Origin of the sequence: Paraburkholderia fynbosensis, assembly GCF_902859935.1 — a bacterium.
In the GTDB taxonomy this organism is placed as follows: Bacteria; Pseudomonadota; Gammaproteobacteria; order Burkholderiales; family Burkholderiaceae; genus Paraburkholderia; species Paraburkholderia fynbosensis.
On the sequence record NZ_CADIKI010000001.1, the window covers coordinates 507,178 to 527,668 of the forward strand.

Annotated in this window: 13 protein-coding genes, 1 pseudogene and 1 riboswitch; of the genes and pseudogenes, 9 read left to right on the forward strand and 5 right to left on the reverse strand. The window is 63.4% G+C overall.

Annotated features, from left to right (window positions below; genetic code table 11):
* Window positions 1-11: 11 nt before the first annotated feature.
* The gene (locus HV770_RS02255; protein WP_175157878.1) at window positions 12-1,751 is read right to left on the reverse strand and encodes a sensor histidine kinase; all 1,740 of its coding nucleotides are present in this window, start codon (window positions 1,749-1,751) and stop codon (window positions 12-14) included.
* 408 nt (window positions 1,752-2,159) lie between these two features.
* Here HV770_RS02255 and HV770_RS02260 point away from each other — a divergent pair, with 408 nt between their 5' ends.
* Window positions 2,160-3,347 (forward strand): ammonium transporter, encoded by a 1,188-nt coding sequence (locus tag HV770_RS02260; RefSeq protein ID WP_175157879.1) that lies wholly within the window; start codon window positions 2,160-2,162, stop codon window positions 3,345-3,347.
* Between the two features lie 231 nt (window positions 3,348-3,578).
* A riboswitch (Fluoride riboswitch) is annotated at window positions 3,579-3,640 on the forward strand.
* Window positions 3,641-3,720: 80 nt separating this feature from the next.
* Window positions 3,721-4,101, forward strand: a complete 381-nt coding sequence (gene crcB, locus HV770_RS02265; RefSeq protein WP_175157880.1) for a fluoride efflux transporter CrcB — start codon at window positions 3,721-3,723, stop codon at window positions 4,099-4,101.
* A gap of 736 nt (window positions 4,102-4,837) precedes the next feature.
* On the opposite strand, the gene HV770_RS02270 is transcribed toward crcB, so the two are convergent.
* Entirely contained in the window at window positions 4,838-5,086 is a 249-nt protein-coding gene (locus tag HV770_RS02270) for an ATP-binding protein (RefSeq protein ID WP_175157881.1), read from the reverse strand.
* Between the two features lie 238 nt (window positions 5,087-5,324).
* On the opposite strand from HV770_RS02270, the gene HV770_RS02275 reads away from it, so the two are divergent.
* From HV770_RS02275 to HV770_RS02305, 7 genes and pseudogenes are all read left to right on the forward strand, one after another.
* Window positions 5,325-5,831, forward strand: coding sequence for a phasin family protein (locus tag HV770_RS02275; RefSeq protein WP_175157882.1), 507 nt, complete (start codon window positions 5,325-5,327; stop codon window positions 5,829-5,831).
* Between the two features lie 99 nt (window positions 5,832-5,930).
* Complete coding sequence (locus HV770_RS02280; RefSeq protein WP_175157883.1) at window positions 5,931-6,128, forward strand: hypothetical protein; 198 nt, start codon at window positions 5,931-5,933, stop codon at window positions 6,126-6,128.
* A gap of 1,206 nt (window positions 6,129-7,334) precedes the next feature.
* Window positions 7,335-7,706, forward strand: a pseudogene (locus HV770_RS02285) (transposase); the annotation flags it as partial.
* Window positions 7,707-8,333: 627 nt separating this feature from the next.
* The gene (locus tag HV770_RS02290) at window positions 8,334-9,188 is read left to right on the forward strand and encodes an IclR family transcriptional regulator (RefSeq protein ID WP_246290680.1); all 855 of its coding nucleotides are present in this window, start codon (window positions 8,334-8,336) and stop codon (window positions 9,186-9,188) included.
* Between the two features lie 370 nt (window positions 9,189-9,558).
* Complete coding sequence (locus HV770_RS02295) at window positions 9,559-10,956, forward strand: MdtA/MuxA family multidrug efflux RND transporter periplasmic adaptor subunit (protein ID WP_175157885.1); 1,398 nt, start codon at window positions 9,559-9,561, stop codon at window positions 10,954-10,956.
* Window positions 10,957-10,974: 18 nt separating this feature from the next.
* A complete protein-coding gene (locus tag HV770_RS02300) occupies window positions 10,975-14,109 on the forward strand; it encodes an MdtB/MuxB family multidrug efflux RND transporter permease subunit (RefSeq protein WP_175157886.1) in 3,135 nt (1,044 codons plus the stop codon).
* Window positions 14,110-14,112: 3 nt separating this feature from the next.
* Complete coding sequence (locus HV770_RS02305) at window positions 14,113-17,442, forward strand: efflux RND transporter permease subunit (RefSeq protein WP_175157887.1); 3,330 nt, start codon at window positions 14,113-14,115, stop codon at window positions 17,440-17,442.
* A 70-nt stretch (window positions 17,443-17,512) separates the two neighbouring features.
* Here HV770_RS02305 and HV770_RS02310 read toward each other — a convergent pair whose 3' ends face one another.
* From HV770_RS02310 to HV770_RS02320, 3 genes are all read right to left on the reverse strand, one after another.
* Window positions 17,513-17,977, reverse strand: a complete 465-nt coding sequence (locus tag HV770_RS02310; RefSeq protein ID WP_175157888.1) for a hypothetical protein — start codon at window positions 17,975-17,977, stop codon at window positions 17,513-17,515.
* A gap of 168 nt (window positions 17,978-18,145) precedes the next feature.
* Window positions 18,146-18,706, reverse strand: coding sequence for a peroxiredoxin (locus HV770_RS02315; RefSeq protein ID WP_175157889.1), 561 nt, complete (start codon window positions 18,704-18,706; stop codon window positions 18,146-18,148).
* A gap of 175 nt (window positions 18,707-18,881) precedes the next feature.
* Window positions 18,882-20,219 carry an EAL and HDOD domain-containing protein gene (locus HV770_RS02320; RefSeq protein ID WP_175157890.1) on the reverse strand — a complete coding sequence of 446 codons (1,338 nt, stop codon included), beginning with the start codon at window positions 20,217-20,219 and terminating at the stop codon, window positions 18,882-18,884.
* Window positions 20,220-20,491: the final 272 nt, after the last annotated feature.

The following is a 20,491-nucleotide window of genomic DNA, read 5'->3' on the forward strand; positions in this document are numbered from 1 at the left end:
GCCCGCGCCGATCAGCGCGAGCCGATACCGGGCGCGGTGTCGACGCAATGCACTGTCCGGTTGTCACCTGCTCTCGCGCCTTCACGACCGTCGCGGTCCGCGCGCCGACCGCGCTCGCCCCGTATCGACGGAAAACCTGGCGCCGCGACAGCCGCTTCCTCGGACCGCATACCGGCTTCGGGCAGCGACAGATAAAACGTCGCGCCCCGCCCCGCCTGCGACTCCGCCCACACGCGTCCGCCGTGCCGTTCCACCATCCGGCGCACGAGCGCGAGACCGATGCCCTCGCCGGTGGTCGAATTGCCGTGCAAGCGCTGAAAAGCGTTGAAAAGCCGCGGCAAAGCAACCGCCGGAATTCCCTGGCCGTTGTCGCGCACATAGAAAATGCGTAACGAATGCACCCCCGGCGGCGCTGGCGTCGTCCCGATTTCGATCTTGCCCTCGCGCGCCGGGTCGAGATAATTCACCGCATTGCCCACCAGATTAGCGAACACCTGCTCGAGCGCGGTCGGATCGCCCCATACCGCAGGCAACTCGCCGACGCTCACGCGAGCACGCCGCGTGCGGATCGAGCCCTGCATCGCATCGATCACGCGCTGCACGATGTCCTGCATGTCCACCTTCTGCCGGCGATACTCGACGCGACCGACCCGTGACAACCGCAACAGCGCATCGATGATGTGCGACGCCCGCAACACGGCCGTCTGCAGATAATGCAGCGCTTCGCCGATATCTTCGTCGACTACCCGTTCGATCCGCTGCCGCGACTGCTCGGCGAGCGACGACTCGCGCACCGCCACGCGCAGTTCGTCACAGGCACGGATCAGTTCCTTCGAGAAGCCTTGCAGATTCACCAACGGCGCACGCAGATCGTGCGACACGCTGTAGATGAACATCTCGTTTTCCTGGGTCTGCTGTCGCAATGTCTCGTTGATCTGCGCCAGTTCGCCGGTGCGGCGCGTGAGGTCTGCCTGGAAGCGCGCCTGGATGCGCTCGGCTTCGAGCAGACGCCGGCTCGTCTCATGCAAGGTCAGATCGAGGCGGGCGATTTCATCGCGACCGGTGTCGAGCGGCGCCAGCGGCTCGTTGCCTGCGAGGCGCCCCGCGTTGTCGGACAGGAGCGCGAGCCGTCCGCGCACACCGCGCGTGAACCACCAGATCGCCAGCGCCACGAACAGCAGCGAGCCGAACGCCGCCGCAGCGATCAAAGTCTGCTGCTGTTCGCGCGCGACGCCGGCGGCGGTCGAGCGCAGCGCATCGATGCGCCGCTCTTGCGCCTGGAACGCGACCATCTGTTGACGGAAGCGATCGAGCGCGTCGCTTTTCGCCGGATCGCGCAAGCGTTGGAGAACGTCATGCCGCAATCCCGAGCGCAGCAGATCCTGAATCCGGTCCGACCATTGGCGATACGCCTGAACGGCCTGCCGCACCTGCACCACACGCTCGACCTGAGCGGGGTTGTCGGCGACCAGTTCAGCCAGCTCGTCGATGCGACGGTCGACATCCACCCATACCGCGACCGGCGTGGCGAAGTGCGTGTCGTTGGCGAGCACCGCACCGCGCAGCGCCACCGATTCGCCCAGCACCGGATCGAGAACCGCCGCGCTCTGGCGCAGCACGTCTTCACTATGAATGGCCCAACGCTCCGCCAGCGCCGCGTCGGACTGGGCCTTGACCAGTCCGGACAGCAGCGCCAGTTCGAACACAGCCGGAATGGCGATCAGCAACAGGCCTTTAGTCGTCAGTCTCATGCGTGCGCATTGAAGGTCGTTGCCCGTAGATCGTTCACGGGGTCGGCACATTATGTCGACGTTTGCGAGGAAAACAAAGACGCTGGCGGTCACCGTGCGCCGCGCGCTTCCTCGGCCGCCCGAAAAATCTCGCAACGCATGACAATGCGTCAGGATTTTGAATGAAACGTAATTAAAATCGAATATTGCGCCCTTATCTGGATCATTCCGACCGCGCGTTGATCCGAGTGCACTTCATTTGTGCTTTTCGTGTCTTTTTCCGGTGCACGCTAAGGCGTGCCCTGATGTGCCATGCGTCTGAGTAATCCACGCCGGTGCTGGATCGCACCGCAGCGGCGCTTCTCGGCACAAGTTTGGCCCACTTCTTGCATTCATTGCCCGCTTTTTTGGCATAGGCAGGAAACATCGATGGAAAGTCTGAAAACCGGCACCGATACCCTGTTTCTTCTGCTCGGTGCGGCGATGGTGCTGGCCATGCACGCGGGGTTTGCGTTTCTCGAACTCGGTACGGTGCGCAAAAAGAACCAGGTCAATGCGCTGGTCAAGATTCTCGTGGACTTCTCCGTCTCGACTATCGCGTATTTCTTCATCGGCTACACGATTGCGTACGGCGTGCAGTTTTTCGGCAGCGCCGAGTCGCTGGCCGCGCACAACGGCTACGCGCTGGTGCGCTTTTTCTTCCTGCTGACCTTCGCCGCCGCCATTCCGGCGATCGTGTCGGGCGGCATCGCGGAGCGCTCGAAATTCAATCCGCAACTGTTCGCGACCTTCGTGCTGGTCGGCTTCGTTTATCCGTTCTTCGAGGGAATCGTGTGGAACGGGCGTCTTGGCGTCCAGGACTGGCTCGCCCACGTGTTCGGCGCGCCGTTTCATGATTTCGCCGGTTCGGTGGTGGTGCACGCGTTCGGCGGCTGGGTCGCGTTGCCGGCGGTGCTGCTGCTGGGCGCGCGGCACGGGCGCTACCATCGGGACGGCGGCATTGCGGCGCATCCGCCATCGAATATTCCGTTTCTCGCGCTGGGCGCGTGGGTGCTGACGGTCGGCTGGTTCGGCTTCAACGTGATGAGCGCACAGACGGTCGACAAGATCAGCGGCCTCGTCGCCGTCAATTCGCTGATGGCGATGGTCGGCGGCACGCTGAGCGCGTGGTTCGCCGGCCGCAACGATCCGGGCTTCACCTATAACGGTCCGCTCGCCGGTCTGGTGGCGGTCTGCGCCGGCTCCGACGTGATGCATCCGCTCGGCGCACTGGTGACGGGCGGCATGGCGGGCGCGCTGTTCGTGTATATGTTCACCTGCGTGCAGAACCGCTGGCGCATCGACGACGTCCTCGGCGTGTGGCCGTTGCACGGCCTGTGCGGCGCATGGGGCGGAATCGCCGCGGGGATCTTCGGTCAGCACGCGCTCGGCGGCATGGGCGGTGTGTCATTCGCCTCGCAGCTGATCGGCACGCTGGGCGGCATCGCGTTGGCGTCGCTCGGCGGCTCGATCGTGTACGGCGCGATCCGTTTGACGGTGGGCCTGCGGCTCGACCAGGAAGACGAATACAACGGCGCGGATCTGTCGATTCACAAGATTTCGGCAACGCCGGAATAACAGGCACGAAGTGAGGCTTGGTGCGAGCGCAGCCGGCGGCGCGTTCCGCGTGAGGGCACGGCGTTGACGCGCCGCCCACGCGAGCGCACCGGCCACGCCGGGAGTTCCGGTACTCACCTCGTACCGCTCCACCGCTAGGCGCGCAGATCCGAGCTGGCGCGGACGAAAAACCGCGCGCCACGCCCTCGACGCGGCCTGGACCTGTCCCCACATGCCCCGCCGATGTTAGACTTCGACGCTGGAGATGGCATTCTCCTTTAACCGCCCTCGTGGCTGATGATGCCTGCTTCGCCCGGATGACTGCGGACGCGGCATCGCCTCGCCCACGCTCAGCCCGGTTTGTCGACACTTCGGTCTGGTCAGGTCTTCTTCCATGTATTGGTCCTTTCTCGCTGTCGCCATTGGCGGCGCGCTCGGCTCGCTATTTCGCTGGTTTCTCGGCATCCGCCTGAACGGCATGTTTAGCGCCCTGCCGCTCGGCACGCTTGCCGCCAACGTGATTGCGGGCTACATCATCGGCGTCGCGGTCGCGGGATTTGCGCGGGTTCCGCAGATCGCGCCCGAATGGCGGCTCTTCGTCATTACCGGCCTGATGGGCGGCCTTTCCACTTTCTCGACGTTCTCAGCGGAAGTCGTGCAGCGCTTGCAGGACGGCCGGCTCGGCTGGGCCGCGGGCGAGATTGTCATTCATGTGAGCGCGTCGCTCGCGATGACCATCCTCGGCATTGCAACCGTCTCGCTGTTGTCACGCTGAAGAGGCGGCGACCAGGCTGCCATCGAAGCTATCGAGCGTCATAGGAACTGAACAGCGCGCTTTGGTGCACGCCCGTGAGCACCTGTGCCTCGTAACAAACGACGGCTCTGGGCTCGAAATCGAAGTGACCGAAAAGTATGGGCAATGATTTACGTACCCCCACGTCGCACGATCACCACGGCGAGGCCAGCACGCTCTTAATCAATGGCCCGCGCACCGCCATCCGGAATCTCGGCAAACCGACACAACCGGCTTTCACCCATTGCCCACTTCCCAAGGCTCCAGTCCCAAGTTCCCAGTAAGGCGGCAGGCACTTCACCTGCAGCGCGACTGTTCGGTTGCCTTGCATCCTCTCTCACGCAAGCGAATCCGTCTTTATCGAGATCGATGATAAATGGTGAAGACGCTAAGGATTGAATGTGTCTGGTTCGGCTTGCGCGAGGCGAGTCAATTCATCCACCGCAAGTGGACCTTGGGTTGCGCATGTCGCGTCTTTTGCCAAAGGACATGGATGGGAGCCTCGCACGAAAGCTCTGGAAGAACTTCCTGGAGCTCACCTCGTGCTTTTGCAGATACCACGTGAAACACCGCGGAGAAAAAAGCTCAATTTCGCGGCGGAGAAGCGACAGAAGAAAGGGGCAGTCCTACGACTTTGCACGCTAATCCAACCCAAGCCTCGCAGGAAAGCGTAGGTGCCACAAAGCGCTGCAACGCAACCGCATCGCGCCCTGCGCGTTCATCCGGCCCATCCGCTGCAGCTGTCCGATGAAGGTGTCAATGTTGTCCGGCACTTCCCTACTTCGCCGCTTGCGGCGGTGACGCGGCCGCCATGCGTATCAACCAGGTTCTGGACGACAGACAGCCCGATGCCGAGACCCCTCGCCACCGGCCATCCAGGGATGGCTAGCTGAACGTACGCTTCGAACCTATGCTCAAGTTGCGATACCGGGAGGCCGATACCTTTGTCGCTCAGGTTCGCCACCATCTACCAGTCCAGGCTCGCCGGGCACACCGATGACATTCTGATGTCTTCAGAGGTAGGGGATGCCCCTACATAAGAGCACGCCAAATGTTGCTTTTACGACGTTAGAATGATTCCACTTATTGGGAAATGCATCCGCTCGGTCAGGTACAGCCTTGCGGGCCGGCGGTCCGGTGGCGCACCCGGTTTCTCTGCCTGACGGCCATCGGGCGCTCATTGACGATAATTAAGGAGAACATGAATGAGCATTTTCGAACCCGATCAATTCATCGCGTCGCAGGCCGACAACGCTGTCACCCCGTTCGCCTTGACGAATAAGGCGTTCGAGAGCTTCCAACTTCTGATCGAACTGAATCTGCACACTATCCATTCGGCACTTGCGACGAACGAAGCTTACTGGCATGAAGCGCTGTCGGCTAAGACGCCCGAGGAATACCTCACGTGGCAGGCCGGTCTAATACAGCCCGCAGTCGAACAGGCGCTTTCATACAGCCGCCAGTTATACGACATCGCGTGGAACACCAAAGCGGAAATGACGAAGGTCGCCGAAGCACATGACGAGCATGAGGATCACGCCGCACGAACACTTGTAGACAACCGTGTGAAGAACGCACCCGCCGGGACAGAAGCCGCGACCACCGTGTTGAAATCGGCCTCCCTGACCTCCTTGCATGCGAGCGAGTCCGTTCGCAAAGCGGCCACGCAGGCCATCGAAACTGCCAAGGGACCACGCACGGCGATTAAATAGCTCAATGCAAAGATGTTGAGCAGTAATCGCGACGCCGGACATCGGTTTCAGCACTCAGCCCGTCAGTTTGAAAATGTACCGCTTCATAAGGAGGCACGCATGTTGAGTCCGCATGAATTCACCACCTTGATGCTGGTGAACGCTGCACCCGATCAGATCAGACCCGACCGAGAGGAAATTCAAACGCTGCTGGCACGTCAACTGGTGAACATTGAACTGCTGACGACCGGACAGCGGCAACTAAGCATCACCCCACAGGGCCATGCCGTCCTGAAAGCCGTCGGGCGGGCGTGTTGAGCCACGTCCGCCGACTTGCGGCCCGTCGTTCAAACGAACGTTCAACGCGAGAATAGAAGAAACGCCTGTAGTGCACGGTCAGCCGGTCCGTAATCGCAGAACCGGACGCAACGAAGGAGACTGCAATGGGTGAATCTTGGCTTGGGATTGTGATCGGTGTGTTCGTACTGGTGATTGCGGCAACCGGCGTGATCGCTCACTACTGTCGTGAATATCGTCGTGCAGAGTTACTCAGAAACCTAGATCACCACGACTGGTGCCGCTGGTCCCGGTCCCGGCGCTGACGGTTTCCTATGTGTCAGCGCGACAAGTCGCGCGCAAAACGGAACGAACCTGACGACCTTGGAACATCGACGAACAATAAATCGGAGAAACATCAAGCGCTTATGTCAACGCAAACCCACGCGGAAAACGACCTGGCTCATATCAAGACGATGATCTCCGAGTTGGAGTATCTGGATTACGGCCACAACACCGCAAAGACGAATGTCGTAATGCAACCAGCCTACTGGCGAACTCGCATTCGCGCAGTGCTTGCACTACACAACATACCCATTCACATCCAAAAGCAGGGTTCGGAACTTCTGGTGAGACTGGATCGGCTCCACGTAGCCTCGCGGGCTAATTGCCAGACGCGCCCGACATTAAGCGTAACGAAACAGCATCCGCCCTTCGATCAACCGCGATGAAATTCGTTCACCGGACGAGTGTGTCGTCTACGATCCGCTGCCCGGCGCTGAACCCTGCCATTAGCGCAGCAGTTTCTCTCGGGAAAGGCCGCTTATCATCCGTGGCATCTGCTTGTTCCGGGCGCGATATTGCTCATCGCAGGCGTCGCGCTCGCGTATACCCACTGATGTTTCCATCGATAGAGCGATCACGAGGCACCTCCGCGCCACGTACTTCAAGGGGCATTCGAGCACGGGGATAGCGATCTGAGTGCTTGGTCAGCGGCGGCACGGTGAATCCCCCTCGCCAATATTGCACGTCATATTCGCTCACACCCAGCCACTTCGCTGCGCGTGCCGAACTGATGCTGGCGCGTGTCAATGCCTTGTCAAGGCGTGCCGCCAGGGCGCGCTTCAGGCGGTCATTCCCGGCACTGCGCTCGAGACGACCGATCCTTTGAGTGCGTCGATTCGTTTGCCTAACTTCCTCTCAGATCATATTTTGTGCATTCGACACCCAGCTCTTTCGGTGCCGACCAGCAAGGTCCACATGGCGGTTGATACGTTGGGCAATTGCTTACTGTGCGTGTTACGCCGGCCAACGAACACGCGCAGGTCGGAGAACTGGCGCGCCAGGTTCAGCAGGCCACGGGTCCGACGGTCAAGGTGGCGTTCGCCGATCAGGCGATATACCGGCGAAGCGCCTGCGCAGGCTGCACTCGACGAAGGAATCGAGCTTCAGATAATCAAGCTATCGGAGGCGAAAAAGGGCTTCGTGCTGTTGCCGCGCCGCTCGGTGGTCGAACGCAGCTTCGGCTGGCTCAACCGCCTTCGCCGGCTGGCCACAGACTACGAGCGATTGCCCGACACCTTGGCTGGTTTGCACTTCGTCGTATTCTCCGTGCTTATGCCTGTCCACTTTGCAGCCCTTAACAAAGTGCCTAACAACCCCAGGGTAAGGTCCGCGTTCATTTGCCTCGGTACGAGGTCGCGGCCTTTATATCGTTTCCTCGATCCGCTTACTCGGGCAACGACTTGACGATAGGAGGCGTTATATCCCGACAACGTGCGCCACACATCGAATTTTCGCGGTGCTGCAGACTTTGTTGTGGCCGAAAATAGGACGAAAAAAAGGCGTCACGTTGCCGTGACGCCTTAAAAGTTCTAGCCATTCCGAGGGCCGTGCTAGAACCTGAGAGACGGTATTCGAAAGATAGGGCGCTGCTGCGAAACCCGATGCGGACTGATGACCGTGGACTGCGAGAATCGACCGGTACTGCGTCGACAGCGACTGCGCGAATCTGGCTGAATTCAGACTATGGGAATACAGGGTCTGAAATCGTCTTTCGAAATGAGGTTCCATTTTTTATGGTTATGCTGACTAAGTCAAGAAAAATCTGAAGCGGTTCATGCGCATCGGAAAAATGTTCCGGCCAAATGAATCTTATAATTAGAATCTGTTGCATGCCCTCTTTTGGGGCTTCGCACGGTCCAGTGTGGCACGGCTGCCTCCAGGCCAAAACGCAGAAATCGAAATATGGTTCCAAAAATTTACATGACCCGACCCGCGTCACTCAAAACGGCAGCAGACCCAGTCAAAGACAAAGACGGCCCGGGCGGTGAAGTCACCGCGCTTGCACGAGGACTGACCGTGCTGCGCTCGATCGCCGCTGCCGACGCGCCGCTCAGCAATCGCGAACTCACCGAACTGACCGGCATTCCCAAGCCGACTGTCTCGCGCATCACCGCCACGCTGGTCGGGACCGGCTTCCTCTTCCGCCTGCCCGACAGCGAGCGCTTCGTGCTGACCTCGTCGGTGCTGGAACTGAGCAACGGCTTCCTGCGCAACTTCGACATCCGGGCGCGCGCGCGGCCTTTCCTGATCGAACTCGCCGAACGCACCGCACTGTCCGTGCATCTGGCCGTGCGCGACCGGCTCGAGATGGTGGTGATCGACGCGATCCGGCCGCGCTCGGCGGTGCTGGTGTCGCGTCTCGAGATCGGCTCGCGGATGAATCTGAGCCGCACCGCGGTGGGCCGCGCCTATCTCGCGGCGCTCGCCCAACCGGAGCGCGACACGCTGCTGGCCGCCCTGCAGGTGGCCGAGGGCGACGACTGGAGCTTCATCGGCAGCCGGCTCGAAAGCGCGCTGCAAGACACCATCGAGCGCGGCTTTGCGATCGCCAACGGCGAGTGGCATGCCGGCCTGAACGCGATCGCGCTGGGTTTCGTCGGACCGTCGGGCGAGCGCTATGCGGTCAATTGCGGCGGCGCGGCGGACCAGTGTCCGCGCGACTGGCTGATCTCACGCGCCGCGCCGGCGCTGCTGGAATGCATCGGCCAAATCGTGCTCGAGATCGGCGGCACGCCGGGGCGGCGGCTCGACACCTGAGCCGCAAACGCGAGAACTCGCCGCCTCGTACCCGCGGCAACCGCCCGTCGTCCTGTAACCTTCGTAATCAAAAGAAAAATAGCCGGGTGGACTGTTACAGACCGGGCAACGTAGGATCATGCATTCCCGCGCGGGGCGCTCGCCGGACGAGCGCTTCCCGGCATCGGAAACGGCTCGGCAACCCTGTGAAGATGCCGCATTGCGTTAACATCTCTGTCCCGCGCCTCGGGTAGCATCGCGCAGAACCAGCGCGGCGCACCCGCAGTCGAAACCGCCTGTCATGCCGCCCCGCGTGCCTATTCGCCGAACTCCCGTAGCGGCGCAAGCGCGCGAACGGCTCACATCAAAAGCCAGCCACCTGACCGAACCGATGGACGAACAACAAAAGCACCCGGAATCCCAACGCCCCGCCGCTCCGGCTTCCCAACCGTCCTCCGGCGGCGCCCCGAGTGACGCGCCCGGCGTGGTGAAAAGTCATCGTGGCCGCAACATCGCACTGACCATCGCGGCGTTGCTCATTCTCGGCGTCGTGCTGTGGCGCTGGCATCCGTGGGGCGGGCCTGGTGGCGCGAGCGGCGCCGCAGCGGCCAGCGGTGCGTCGGGCGCTCGCGCTCCGGGCGGCCGCGGCGGGCGCGGCGCCATGGCCAATATGCCGCAGCCGGTCCACGTGGCGACCGCCAGCCAGGGCGAGATGCCGGTGGTGCTGACCGCGCTCGGCACGGTCACGCCGCTCGCCACCGTCACCGTGCTGCCGCAGCTGAGCGGCGTGCTGCAGGACGTGTATTTCAAGGAAGGCCAGATGGTCAAGAAGGGCGACCTGCTCGCCCAGATCGACCCGCGCCCCTATCAGATCTCGCTCGCAAACGCGCAAGGAATCCTGTTGCGCGACGAGGCGCTGCTGCAAACCGCCCGCCTCGACCTGAAACGCTATCAGACGCTGCTCACGCAGGACTCGATCGCGAGCCAGCAGGTCGACACGCAGGCGTCGCTCGTGCGGCAATACGAAGGCACGGTGAAATCCGACAAGGCGAACATCGACAGCTTCAAGCTCGACCTCATCTATACGCGCATCACCGCGCCGGTGTCGGGCCGCGTCGGCTTGCGCCAGGTCGATCCGGGCAACTACGTGACGTCGAGCCTCTCCACCGGCATCGTCGTAATTACGCAATTGCAGCCGATCAGCGTGATCTTCACCACCTCCGAAGACAACCTGCAGCAGGTCATCCAGCACACGCTCAACGGCGAGCAGCTGTCGGCCACCGCGTATGACCGCAGCAACACCGTGCCGCTCGAAACCGGCTCGCTGAAGACCATGGACAACCAGATCGACACGACCACCGGCACGGTCCGGCTGCGTGCGATCTTCCCGAACGAGAACACGCGTCTCTTCCCGAATCAGTTCGTCAACACGCGCCTTCTCGTCGATACGATCAAGGACGCGGTCATCGTGCCGACCACCGCCGTGCTCAACGGCTCGATGGGCCAGTTCGTGTACGTCGTGAAGCCGGACAACACGGTGACGGTGCGCCCGGTCAAGACCGGCCCCGTCGACGGCGAACGCACCAGTATCAAATCCGGCCTGCAGGTCGGCGAGCGCGTCGTGACCGACGGTTCGGACCGGCTGCGCGAAGGCTCGAAGATCACGATTCCGGCGGAGCGTCCGCGCGCCGCTTCCGGCACGCATGGCGCGAGCGGCGCGGCCGCGGCATCGGGCGCATCGGGCGCCCACGCGCATCACGGCCGACACGCATCGCAAGCTTCGTCATAAAGGCACGGCACTTACCGCATGAATCCATCCCGCGCTTTTATTCTGCGTCCCGTCGGCACCGCGCTGCTGATGGCGGCGATCATGCTGGTCGGCCTCGTCGCGCTGCGCTTTTTGCCGCTGTCCGCGCTGCCCGAGGTCGACTATCCGACGATCCAGGTGCAGACCTTCTATCCGGGCGCGAGCCCCGAGGTGATGACGTCGTCGGTGACCGCGCCGCTCGAGCGGCAGTTCGGGCAGATGCCGTCGTTGAACCAGATGTCGTCGCAAAGCTCGGCCGGCTCGTCGATCATCACGCTGCAATTCAGCCTCGACCTGCCGCTCGACATCGCCGAGCAGGAAGTCCAGGCCGCCATCAACGCGGCGGGCAACCTGCTGCCGTCGGACCTGCCCGCGCCGCCGATCTACGCGAAGATCAACCCGGCCGACGCGCCGATCCTCACGCTGGCGATCACGTCGAAGACGCTGCCGATGACCCAGGTGCAGGACATGGCCGACACGCGTCTCGCGCAGAAAATTTCGCAGGTCGCGGGCGTGGGTCTCGTGAGCCTGTCGGGCGGCCAGCGCCCGGCCGTGCGGATTCAGGCGAACCCGCGCGCGCTCGCCGCGTACGGTCTGAATCTGGACGACCTGCGCACCACCATCTCGAACCTGAACGTCAACACGCCGAAGGGCAACTTCGACGGTCCGACGCGCAACTACACGATCAACTCGAACGACCAGCTGACCGACGCCGAGCAGTACAAGAGCGCCGTGATCGCGTACAGGAGCGGCCGCCCGGTGATGCTGACCGACGTCGCGAACATCGTGCAGGGCGCGGAGAACACCAAGCTCGGCGCGTGGGTCGACAACACGCCCGCGATCATTCTGAACGTGCAGCGCCAGCCGGGCGCGAACGTGATTCAGGTGGTGGACAGCATCAAGAAGCTGCTGCCGCAATTGCAGCAGTCGCTGCCCGCCGCGCTCGAGGTGCAGATCGTCACCGACCGCACCACCACGATCCGCGCTTCGGTGCGCGACGTGCAGTTCGAACTGGCGATGTCGGTCGTGCTGGTGGTGCTCGTGATGTACCTGTTCCTCGCCAACGTCTACGCGACCATCATCCCGAGTCTGTCGGTGCCGCTGTCGCTGATCGGCACGCTCGCGGTAATGTACCTGTGCGGCTTTTCACTCGATAACCTCTCGCTGATGGCGCTGACCATCGCGACCGGCTTCGTGGTGGACGACGCGATCGTGATGATCGAAAACATCGCGCGCTACGTCGAGGAAGGCGAAGCGCCGCTCGAAGCCGCGCTAAAAGGCTCGAAACAGATCGGCTTCACGATCATTTCGCTGACGGTGTCGCTGATCGCCGTGCTGATCCCGCTGCTCTTCATGGGCGACGTGGTGGGCCGGCTGTTCCACGAATTCGCGATTACACTCGCCGTGACCATTGTGATCTCGGCAATCGTATCCCTCACGCTGGTGCCGATGATGTGCGCGAAGCTACTGCGCCACACGCCGCCGCATGAGAGCCACCGTTTCGAAGCGAAGGCGCACCGTTTCATCGACTGGGTGATCGCCCGCTATGCGGTCGCGCTCACGTGGGTGCTCAACCGTCAGCGCTCTACCCTCGTCGTCGCGGTGCTCACGCTGGTGCTGACCGCCCTGTTGTACGTGTACATTCCGAAAGGCTTCTTCCCGGTGCAGGACACCGGCGTGATCCAGGCGATCACGCAGGCGCCGCAGTCGGTGTCGTTTGCGTCGATGGCCGAGCGTCAGCAGGAACTCGCCGCGCAGATCCTGAAGAATCCGGACGTGGACAGCCTCACGTCGTTCATCGGCGTGGATGGCAGCAACATCACGCTGAACAGCGGCCGCATGCTGATCAACCTGAAACCGCGCGACGACCGCAGCCACACGGCGAGCGAAGTGATCCGCCAGTTGCAGAAGGACGTCGCGCATATCGCCGGCGCGACGCTGTTCATGCAGCCCGTGCAGGACCTGACGATCGACTCGACCGTGAGCCCGACGCAGTACCAGTTCATGCTCACCGATCCGAACATCAGCGAATTCACGACCTGGGTGCCCAAGCTCGTCGACCGCCTGAAGCAGGCGCCCGAACTCGCGGACGTAGCCACCGACCTGCAGGACAACGGCCGCTCGGTGTTCGTCGAAATCGACCGCGCCACTGCGTCGCGTTTCGGCATCACGCCGGCCACCATCGATAGCGCGCTGTACAACGCATTCGGCCAGCGCATCATTTCCACCATCTTTACCCAATCGAACCAGTACCGCGTCATTCTCGAAGCGCAGCCGGAAATGCAGCACTACGTCGAGTCGCTGAACTCGATCTACCTGCCCTCCTCCACGTCGTCGGGCGGCCAGGTGCCGCTGTCGTCGATCGCGAAGTTCATCGAGAAGCCCGCGCCGCTCCTGGTCACGCATCTGAGCCAGTTCCCGGCCACCACGGTGTCGTTCAACCTCGCGCCGGGATCGTCGCTCGGCGCGGCGGTTAAGGCGATCACCCAGGCCGAGCAGGACGTCGGCCTGCCGGCGTCGTTCCAGACGCGCTACCAGGGCGCGGCGCTGGCGTTCCAGGCGTCGCTCACGAACGAGCTGTTCCTGATTCTCGCGGCCATCGTGACGATGTACATCGTGCTCGGCGTGCTGTATGAGAGCTTCATCCATCCGATCACGATTCTCTCCACGCTGCCCTCGGCCGGAGTCGGCGCGCTGCTCGCGCTGCTGATCACCGGGCACGATCTGGACATCATCGGCATCATCGGCATCGTGCTGCTGATCGGTATCGTGAAGAAGAACGCGATCATGATGATCGACTTCGCCCTATACGCCGAACGCGAGGAAGGCAAACCGCCGCGCGAAGCGATCTACCAGGCGTGTCTGCTGCGTTTCCGGCCGATCCTGATGACCACGCTCGCCGCGCTGCTCGGCGCGCTGCCGCTGATGCTCGGCACCGGCGCCGGTTCGGAGCTGCGCCGCCCGCTCGGTATCGCCATTGCGGGCGGGTTGATCGTGAGTCAGTTGCTGACGCTGTTCACCACGCCGGTGATCTACCTCGCGTTCGACTCGCTCGGCCGCCGCGCGCGTGCGCGCTTCAATCGCGGTAGCTCGTCCAGCGGCACGACGCCGCCTGCCGCCGATGCAGGGAACTGAGCGATGAATCTGTCGCGTCCGTTTATCTCCCGCCCGGTCGCCACCACGTTGCTGGCGATCGGCATCGCGCTGGCGGGTATTTTCGCGTTCACGAAGCTGCCGGTCGCGCCGCTGCCGCAGGTCGATTTCCCGACCATTTCGATTCAGGCGTCGTTGCCGGGCGCGAGCCCGGAGACCGTGGCCACCAGCGTCGCGAGCCCGCTCGAACGGCATCTCGGCTCGATCGCCGACGTCACTGAAATGACTTCGACGAGCTCGGTGGGCTCGACGCGCATCACGATGCAGTTCGGCCTGAACCGCGACATCAACGGCGCCGCGCGCGACGTGCAGGCCGCCATCAACGCCGCGCGCGCCGATCTGCCGACCAGCCTGCGCAGCAATCCGACGTACCACAAGGTCAACCCCGCCGACGCGCCGATCCTGATTCTGGCGCTCACGTCGAATACGCTGCCCGCCGGCCAGTTGTACGATTCGGCGGCCACCGTGCTGCAGCAGTCGCTCTCGCAGGTGGAAGGCGTCGGCGAAGTAGACGTGAGCGGCTCGGCCAACCCGGCGGTGCGGGTCGAACTGGAGCCGCATGCGCTCGCGCATTACGGCATCGGTCTCGAGGACGTGCGCGCGGCGCTCGCCGCGGCCAATGCGAACAGCCCGAAAGGCTCGATCGAGTTCGGCCAGAACCACGTGCAGATCTACACCAACGACCAGGCCACCAAGGCGGCGCAGTACAAGGACCTCGTCATCGCGTATCGCAACGGCGCGGCGGTGAAACTCTCGGACATGGGCGAGGTGGTCGACTCGGTCGAAGATTTGCGCAACCTCGGCCTCTTCAACGGCAAGCGCGCGGTGCTGGTGATTCTCTACCGACAGCCGGGCGCGAACATCATCGAGACCATCGACCGCGTGAAGGCGATGCTGCCGCAACTGCACGCGTCGCTGCCCGCCGACGTCGACATTTCGCCCACCGCCGACCGCTCCCCCACGATCCGCGCATCGCTGCGCGACACCGAGCGCACACTGGTGATCGCAGTCGCGCTGGTGGTGATGGTGGTGTTCCTGTTCCTGCGCAACTGGCGCGCCACGCTGATTCCGAGCGTGGCCGTGCCGATCTCGATCATCGGCACGTTCGGCGCGATGTACCTGCTGGGCTTTTCGATCGACAATCTGTCGTTGATGGCCTTGACGATCGCGACCGGCTTCGTGGTCGACGACGCGATCGTGGTGCTGGAGAACATTTCCCGGCATATCGAGAACGGCGTGCCGCGCATGAAGGCCGCGTTTCTCGGCGCGCGCGAGGTCGGCTTCACGGTGCTGTCAATCAGCATTTCGCTGGTCGCCGTGTTTCTGCCGATCCTGCTGATGGGCGGCATCGTCGGCCGGCTGTTCCGCGAATTCGCGTTGACGTTGTCGCTCGCGATTGCGATGTCGCTGATCGTCTCGCTCACCCTCACGCCGATGATGTGCTCGCGCCTGCTGCGCGAGAAGCACGAGCAGAAGGAAGAAGGCCGCCTCGGGCGCTGGCTCGAACGCGGCTTCACGTCGATGCAGCGCGGCTACGAGCGCACGCTCGGCTGGGCGCTGCTGCATCCGCGTCTGATCGTGACGATTCTGCTGCTGACTATCGGTTTGAACATCTGGCTCTACATCATCGTGCCGAAGGGTTTCTTCCCGCAACAGGACACCGGGCGCATGATCGGCGGCATCCAGGCCGATCAGAGCACGTCGTTCCAGGCGATGAAGGGCAAGTTCTCGCAGATGATGGACATCGTCAGCAAGAATCCGGCAGTGGAAAGCGTGGTCGGTTTCACCGGCGGCCGGCAAACCAATGCGGGCTTCATGTTCGTCTCGCTGAAATCGAAAAGCGAACGCAGTCTGTCCGCCGATCAGGTGATCCAGCAACTGCGCGGCCCGCTCGGCAACGTGGCCGGCGCACGCACCTTCCTGCAGCCGGTGCAGGACATTCGCGTCGGCGGACGGCAGTCGAACGCGCAGTACCAGTTCACCCTGCTGGCGGACTCCACGCCGGACCTGTACCTGTGGGGGCCGAAGCTCACCGAGGCGCTGCAGGCGCGCAAGGAACTCGCGGACGTGAACTCCGACCAGCAGCAAGGCGGCCTCGAAGCGATGGTGACGATCGACCGCGCGACTGCGGCGCGTTTCGGCATCAAGCCGGCGCAGATCGACAACACCTTGTACGACGCGTTCGGCCAGCGCCAGGTGTCGACCATCTATAACCCGCTGAACCAGTATCACGTCGTGATGGAAGTCGCGCCGAGATACTGGCAGAGCCCGGAGATGCTCAAGCAGATCTATATCAGCACGTCGGGCGGCAGTGCGAGCGGTACGCAGACCACCAATGCGCCAGCGGGCACGGTCACGTCGGCGGCGACTGCCGCGGCCACGAGCACGACCACCAGCGCGGCGACCGGCGGTACGGCGGGCACGACCGCATCGAGCACCGCGAGCATTGCCGCTGACTCGGCACGCAATCAGGCGATCAACTCGATTGCGGCAAGCGGCAAGTCGAGCGCCTCGTCGGGCGCGGCCGTGTCGACATCGAAGGAAATCATGGTGCCGTTGTCGGCGATGGCGAGCTTCGGGCCGGGTACCACGCCGCTGTCGGTGAATCACCAGAGCCAGTTCGTGGCTTCGACGATTTCGTTCAATCTGCCGCCGGGCGTGTCGCTGTCGACGGCGACTCAGGTGATTTACGACACGATGGCGGAGATCGGCATGCCGGCGACGATCCACGGCAGCTTCCAGGGCACCGCGCAGGCGTTCCAGCAGTCGTTGTCCGACCAGCCGATCCTGATTCTGGCCGCCCTCGCGGCGGTGTATATCGTGCTCGGGATGCTGTACGAGAGCTACATCCACCCGCTGACGATTTTGTCGACGCTGCCGTCGGCAGGCGTGGGCGCACTGCTCGCGTTGCTGCTGTTCCGAACGGAGTTCAGCATCATCGCGCTGATCGGCGTGATTCTGCTGATCGGCATCGTGAAGAAAAACGCGATCATGATGGTGGACTTCGCGATCGAAGCGTCGCGGCAAGGCATGTCGTCGCGCGACGCGATTTTCCAGGCATGTCTGCTGCGCTTCCGGCCGATCATGATGACCACCTGCGCGGCGCTGCTCGGCGCGTTGCCGCTCGCGTTCGGCCACGGCGAAGGGGCGGAGTTGCGCGCGCCGCTGGGGATCGCGATCGTCGGCGGGCTGATCGTCAGTCAGATGCTCACGCTTTACACCACGCCGGTCGTGTATCTGTATATGGACCGGTTGCGCGTGCGGTGGGAAGCGAGAAAGGCGCGCAGAACGGGCGCGGCGCCGTCGTCGTCATAATTGGATTGAACTGCTGTGCCGTGGGCCGTGCCTTCACATACACGACCCACGGCGGGCTGCACGATAAAGCTCAGAGCTTCTGCTCCACTGCCAGCGAAAAAATCCGCTGCCATTGCCTCGCCTGCTTCTCACCCGACATCGGCACGAGCCATTCGCCGTGCTTCGGGTCCTTGACCTTCACAGCCACTTGCGCTTGCCCTTCCCGGCCCCGTGCTTCGGCTCCCAGCAGATCGGCGAAGATGTACGCCCCCCGCTCGTCGCCGACCTGAATCTCGCAGAACCGCTTGGCCGCAGCAAGCCGCACCGAACCCCAGCTTCCTTTGAGCTCGTGCGTCCAGTCGCCGTCGCGAACATTCGCAGCGACCTCCTGGCGGCGGCGCCACCAATACACGGCGGCGGCGATCAGCAGCAACGCAACCAGCACCGCCACACCGACCGCCACGGCCAGCCCGAAGGCCGCCTGCAACGCATAAAACGCCCGTACGGCCCCGTACACCAGCGCAATCAGCGCAATCAACGCAACCACAATCGGCATCGCAAACTCACCCGGCAAAAAAATCCAGCCTAGCACAAGCGATGCCGGTTTCTCAGCGCAAAGCACCGTTGCGAATAACGCGCCTCCCGCAAGCAAACCGCGCCGAGGGCGGCTGACCGGCCGGCAGATCGGCTGCCGGATCGCCCGCTGACTGGCGCCGGGCGCCGCTTACTGCTTATGCGCCTGCGCCCACTCCTTCACCGCCTTGAGCGTATTCTCCACGTGCTTCTCCGGCGACAGGCTCGTGTACTCGTAGATGACCTTGCCATCGGGCGCGATCACGTACGACACGCGATTGGCCATCGAGCTATGCATCGGCATGCCTGCATCGTAGGCGCCGATCACTTTCGAATCGGCATCCGCCGCAACCGGAAATTTGCTGCGGCATTCGCTCACCGAAAACTTCGTCAGCGTGTCGATGTTGTCGTGCGACACGCCGATCACCGTCGCGCCGTATTTCTTGTACTCGTCGACGGCGTCGGCGAACTCGTGCGCCTCGATGGTGCAGCCCTTGGTAAAGGCAGCCGGGTAGAAGTACAGCACCACCGGCCCTTTTTTCAACTCGTCGGCAAGCGAATAGGTGTAGGTCTTGCCGCCCAGCGACGCCTGCGTGGTGAACGGCGGCGCCGTGTCGCCGGGCTTGAGCGTCGCGCAGGCGCTCAACGAGTACACGGCGAATCCGGCCGACATGACGGCGGCCAGCGCCACCGATACGAATGTCCTCTTCATCTGCTCCTCCAGGCGTGACTGCACGCGTCGTTCAATGAGTCGAAATGAGTTTGACGAGTCGGGGGCAGCGGTTTCAACGCAGCCCCGGCCCCCTTCGCGCTCTATTGGAACACGTACGCACGGAGTCCGTTATGCCACCGACAGACATCGGCGCGGTGCGCCGCGCCCCGCCGTCTCAGGTGGACGCTTCCACGACGTGCGCGCCGAACCACGCCGCCGCCGACAGATTCAACTCCGACAGCACGTCGGGCGTCAGCGTCGCGAAACCGGCCGGCGCATCGGGCGCTGCAGCAATCGACGCGGCATCGCCGCCCTCGCCCGCCACTTCGGCGACCCGCAGCAACACGCCGAGTTCGCCGCCGCCCGACACGATCGCTTCGCGAATTTGCGGCGCGAGACCGAGCTTCTCCAGCGCCGTGCGCGGCGTGCTGCCGACCACCACGTGGACCAGCGAAAAAATCCCGGTCATGAACGCGGCGTCGGCAAATTCGTCGTCGGATGGACGCAGCCAGTTCGCGGCCAGTTCCATGAAACGCGAGCGGGTGCCGGCCAGTTGCACCAGCGGATCGGCGCGCCAGGACAGATCACCGCTGTTCGCGTACAGCAGCAGCTGGGCCCAGCGCGCGATCTGCCGCGTGCCGGTGGCGATGATCGCCTCGCGCAGCGACGCAATGTTGCGCCCCAGCCCGAACGCGCTCGAATTGACGAGCCGCAGCAGTTGCACCACCACGCTCGGATTGAGCTTGAGTTCAGCCTCGAGTTCGAAGATGCCGGCATCGCAGGAAAGCAGTGCGAGCAGCCGCAACAGCCCCGGGCGCAGCGAGCGGCTACGCGGCGCGGCCAGCACCTGCGGCCGCGCGAAGAAGTATCCCTGGAACAGATCGAAGCCGAGCTCGCGGGCAAGCGAGAAGTCCTCGCGCGTCTCGACCTTCTCGGCGAGCAGCGTCTTGCCGTGGCCGCGCACGGTGGCGGCCAGTTCGGGGAGCGCGGCGCGCCGCGTCTCGAGAAAGTCGATCTTGACGATGTCGGAGTACGGCAGCGCCTCGATCAGCTCGTCCGACAGCTCGCTGACGTCGTCGAGCGCCACCTGGAAGCCCACGCGGCGCAACTCGCTGAGCCGCCGCGCAAGCGGCGCGTCGAACGTGACGGTTTCGAGGATCTCGAGCACGAAGCACTCGGGCGGCATCAGATGGACGATGTCGTTGAACAGCAGCGCACGATCGATGTTGACGAAGCCGCGGTGCGGCCCGAGCACCGCCGGCACGCCGATCCCGCCGAGCGTATGCGCGACCACCTGGGCGGTGGCCTGCGCGTCGTCGCCGACTTCGGCGTAGTTGTGTGCGCCGCTGCGGAACAGCAACTCGTAAGCGTTGAGCGCACCGGCGCGATCGAGGATGGGTTGGCGGCCCAGGTAGACAAACTGCGCGGGACAGCCAGGCTGCGCCGCGTCGGCGAATGCGTCACGCACCTCGATGCGCCGGACAGGCGTCGCAGCAGTATGACGTTCGGACATGGATGATCGGTGCAAGTATCGGAAAGGCTACGCAGCAGCGACGTGACGGCCGGTACTGCACAACGGGGTTTGTTCTATTAACGGACGGCAAACGGCGCCACTTTAACCGAATCGCGGCAAGTCCGTCGCCAGCGCGTCCACGCGCATTCTTACCAGGTGTTTTTTGCGTGAGCCGCTAAAGATTCTCCGCAGCGGGTCGTTATCTCGTTCTGATGGGGCGGCCTGATACCTCTCGACCGCCCGAACCCGCGGAACAACGCGCCGCCCCGCCT

Excerpts from the sequence above, each read along its gene's own strand:
- HV770_RS02290 (WP_246290680.1), top strand. The coding sequence starts at position 8,334 with ATGGTTCCAAAAATTTACATGACCCGACCCGCGTCACTCAAAACGGCA.
- crcB (WP_175157880.1), top strand. The coding sequence starts at position 3,721 with ATGTATTGGTCCTTTCTCGCTGTCGCCATTGGCGGCGCGCTCGGCTCG.
- HV770_RS02255 (WP_175157878.1), bottom strand. The coding sequence starts at position 1,751 with ATGAGACTGACGACTAAAGGCCTGTTGCTGATCGCCATTCCGGCTGTG.
- HV770_RS02300 (WP_175157886.1), top strand. The coding sequence starts at position 10,975 with ATGAATCCATCCCGCGCTTTTATTCTGCGTCCCGTCGGCACCGCGCTG.
- HV770_RS02320 (WP_175157890.1), bottom strand. The coding sequence starts at position 20,219 with ATGTCCGAACGTCATACTGCTGCGACGCCTGTCCGGCGCATCGAGGTG.
- HV770_RS02280 (WP_175157883.1), top strand. The coding sequence starts at position 5,931 with ATGTTGAGTCCGCATGAATTCACCACCTTGATGCTGGTGAACGCTGCA.
- HV770_RS02315 (WP_175157889.1), bottom strand. The coding sequence starts at position 18,706 with ATGAAGAGGACATTCGTATCGGTGGCGCTGGCCGCCGTCATGTCGGCC.
- HV770_RS02260 (WP_175157879.1), top strand. The coding sequence starts at position 2,160 with ATGGAAAGTCTGAAAACCGGCACCGATACCCTGTTTCTTCTGCTCGGT.
- HV770_RS02270 (WP_175157881.1), bottom strand. The coding sequence starts at position 5,086 with ATGGTGGCGAACCTGAGCGACAAAGGTATCGGCCTCCCGGTATCGCAA.
- HV770_RS02305 (WP_175157887.1), top strand. The coding sequence starts at position 14,113 with ATGAATCTGTCGCGTCCGTTTATCTCCCGCCCGGTCGCCACCACGTTG.
- HV770_RS02275 (WP_175157882.1), top strand. The coding sequence starts at position 5,325 with ATGAGCATTTTCGAACCCGATCAATTCATCGCGTCGCAGGCCGACAAC.
- HV770_RS02295 (WP_175157885.1), top strand. The coding sequence starts at position 9,559 with ATGGACGAACAACAAAAGCACCCGGAATCCCAACGCCCCGCCGCTCCG.
- HV770_RS02310 (WP_175157888.1), bottom strand. The coding sequence starts at position 17,977 with ATGCCGATTGTGGTTGCGTTGATTGCGCTGATTGCGCTGGTGTACGGG.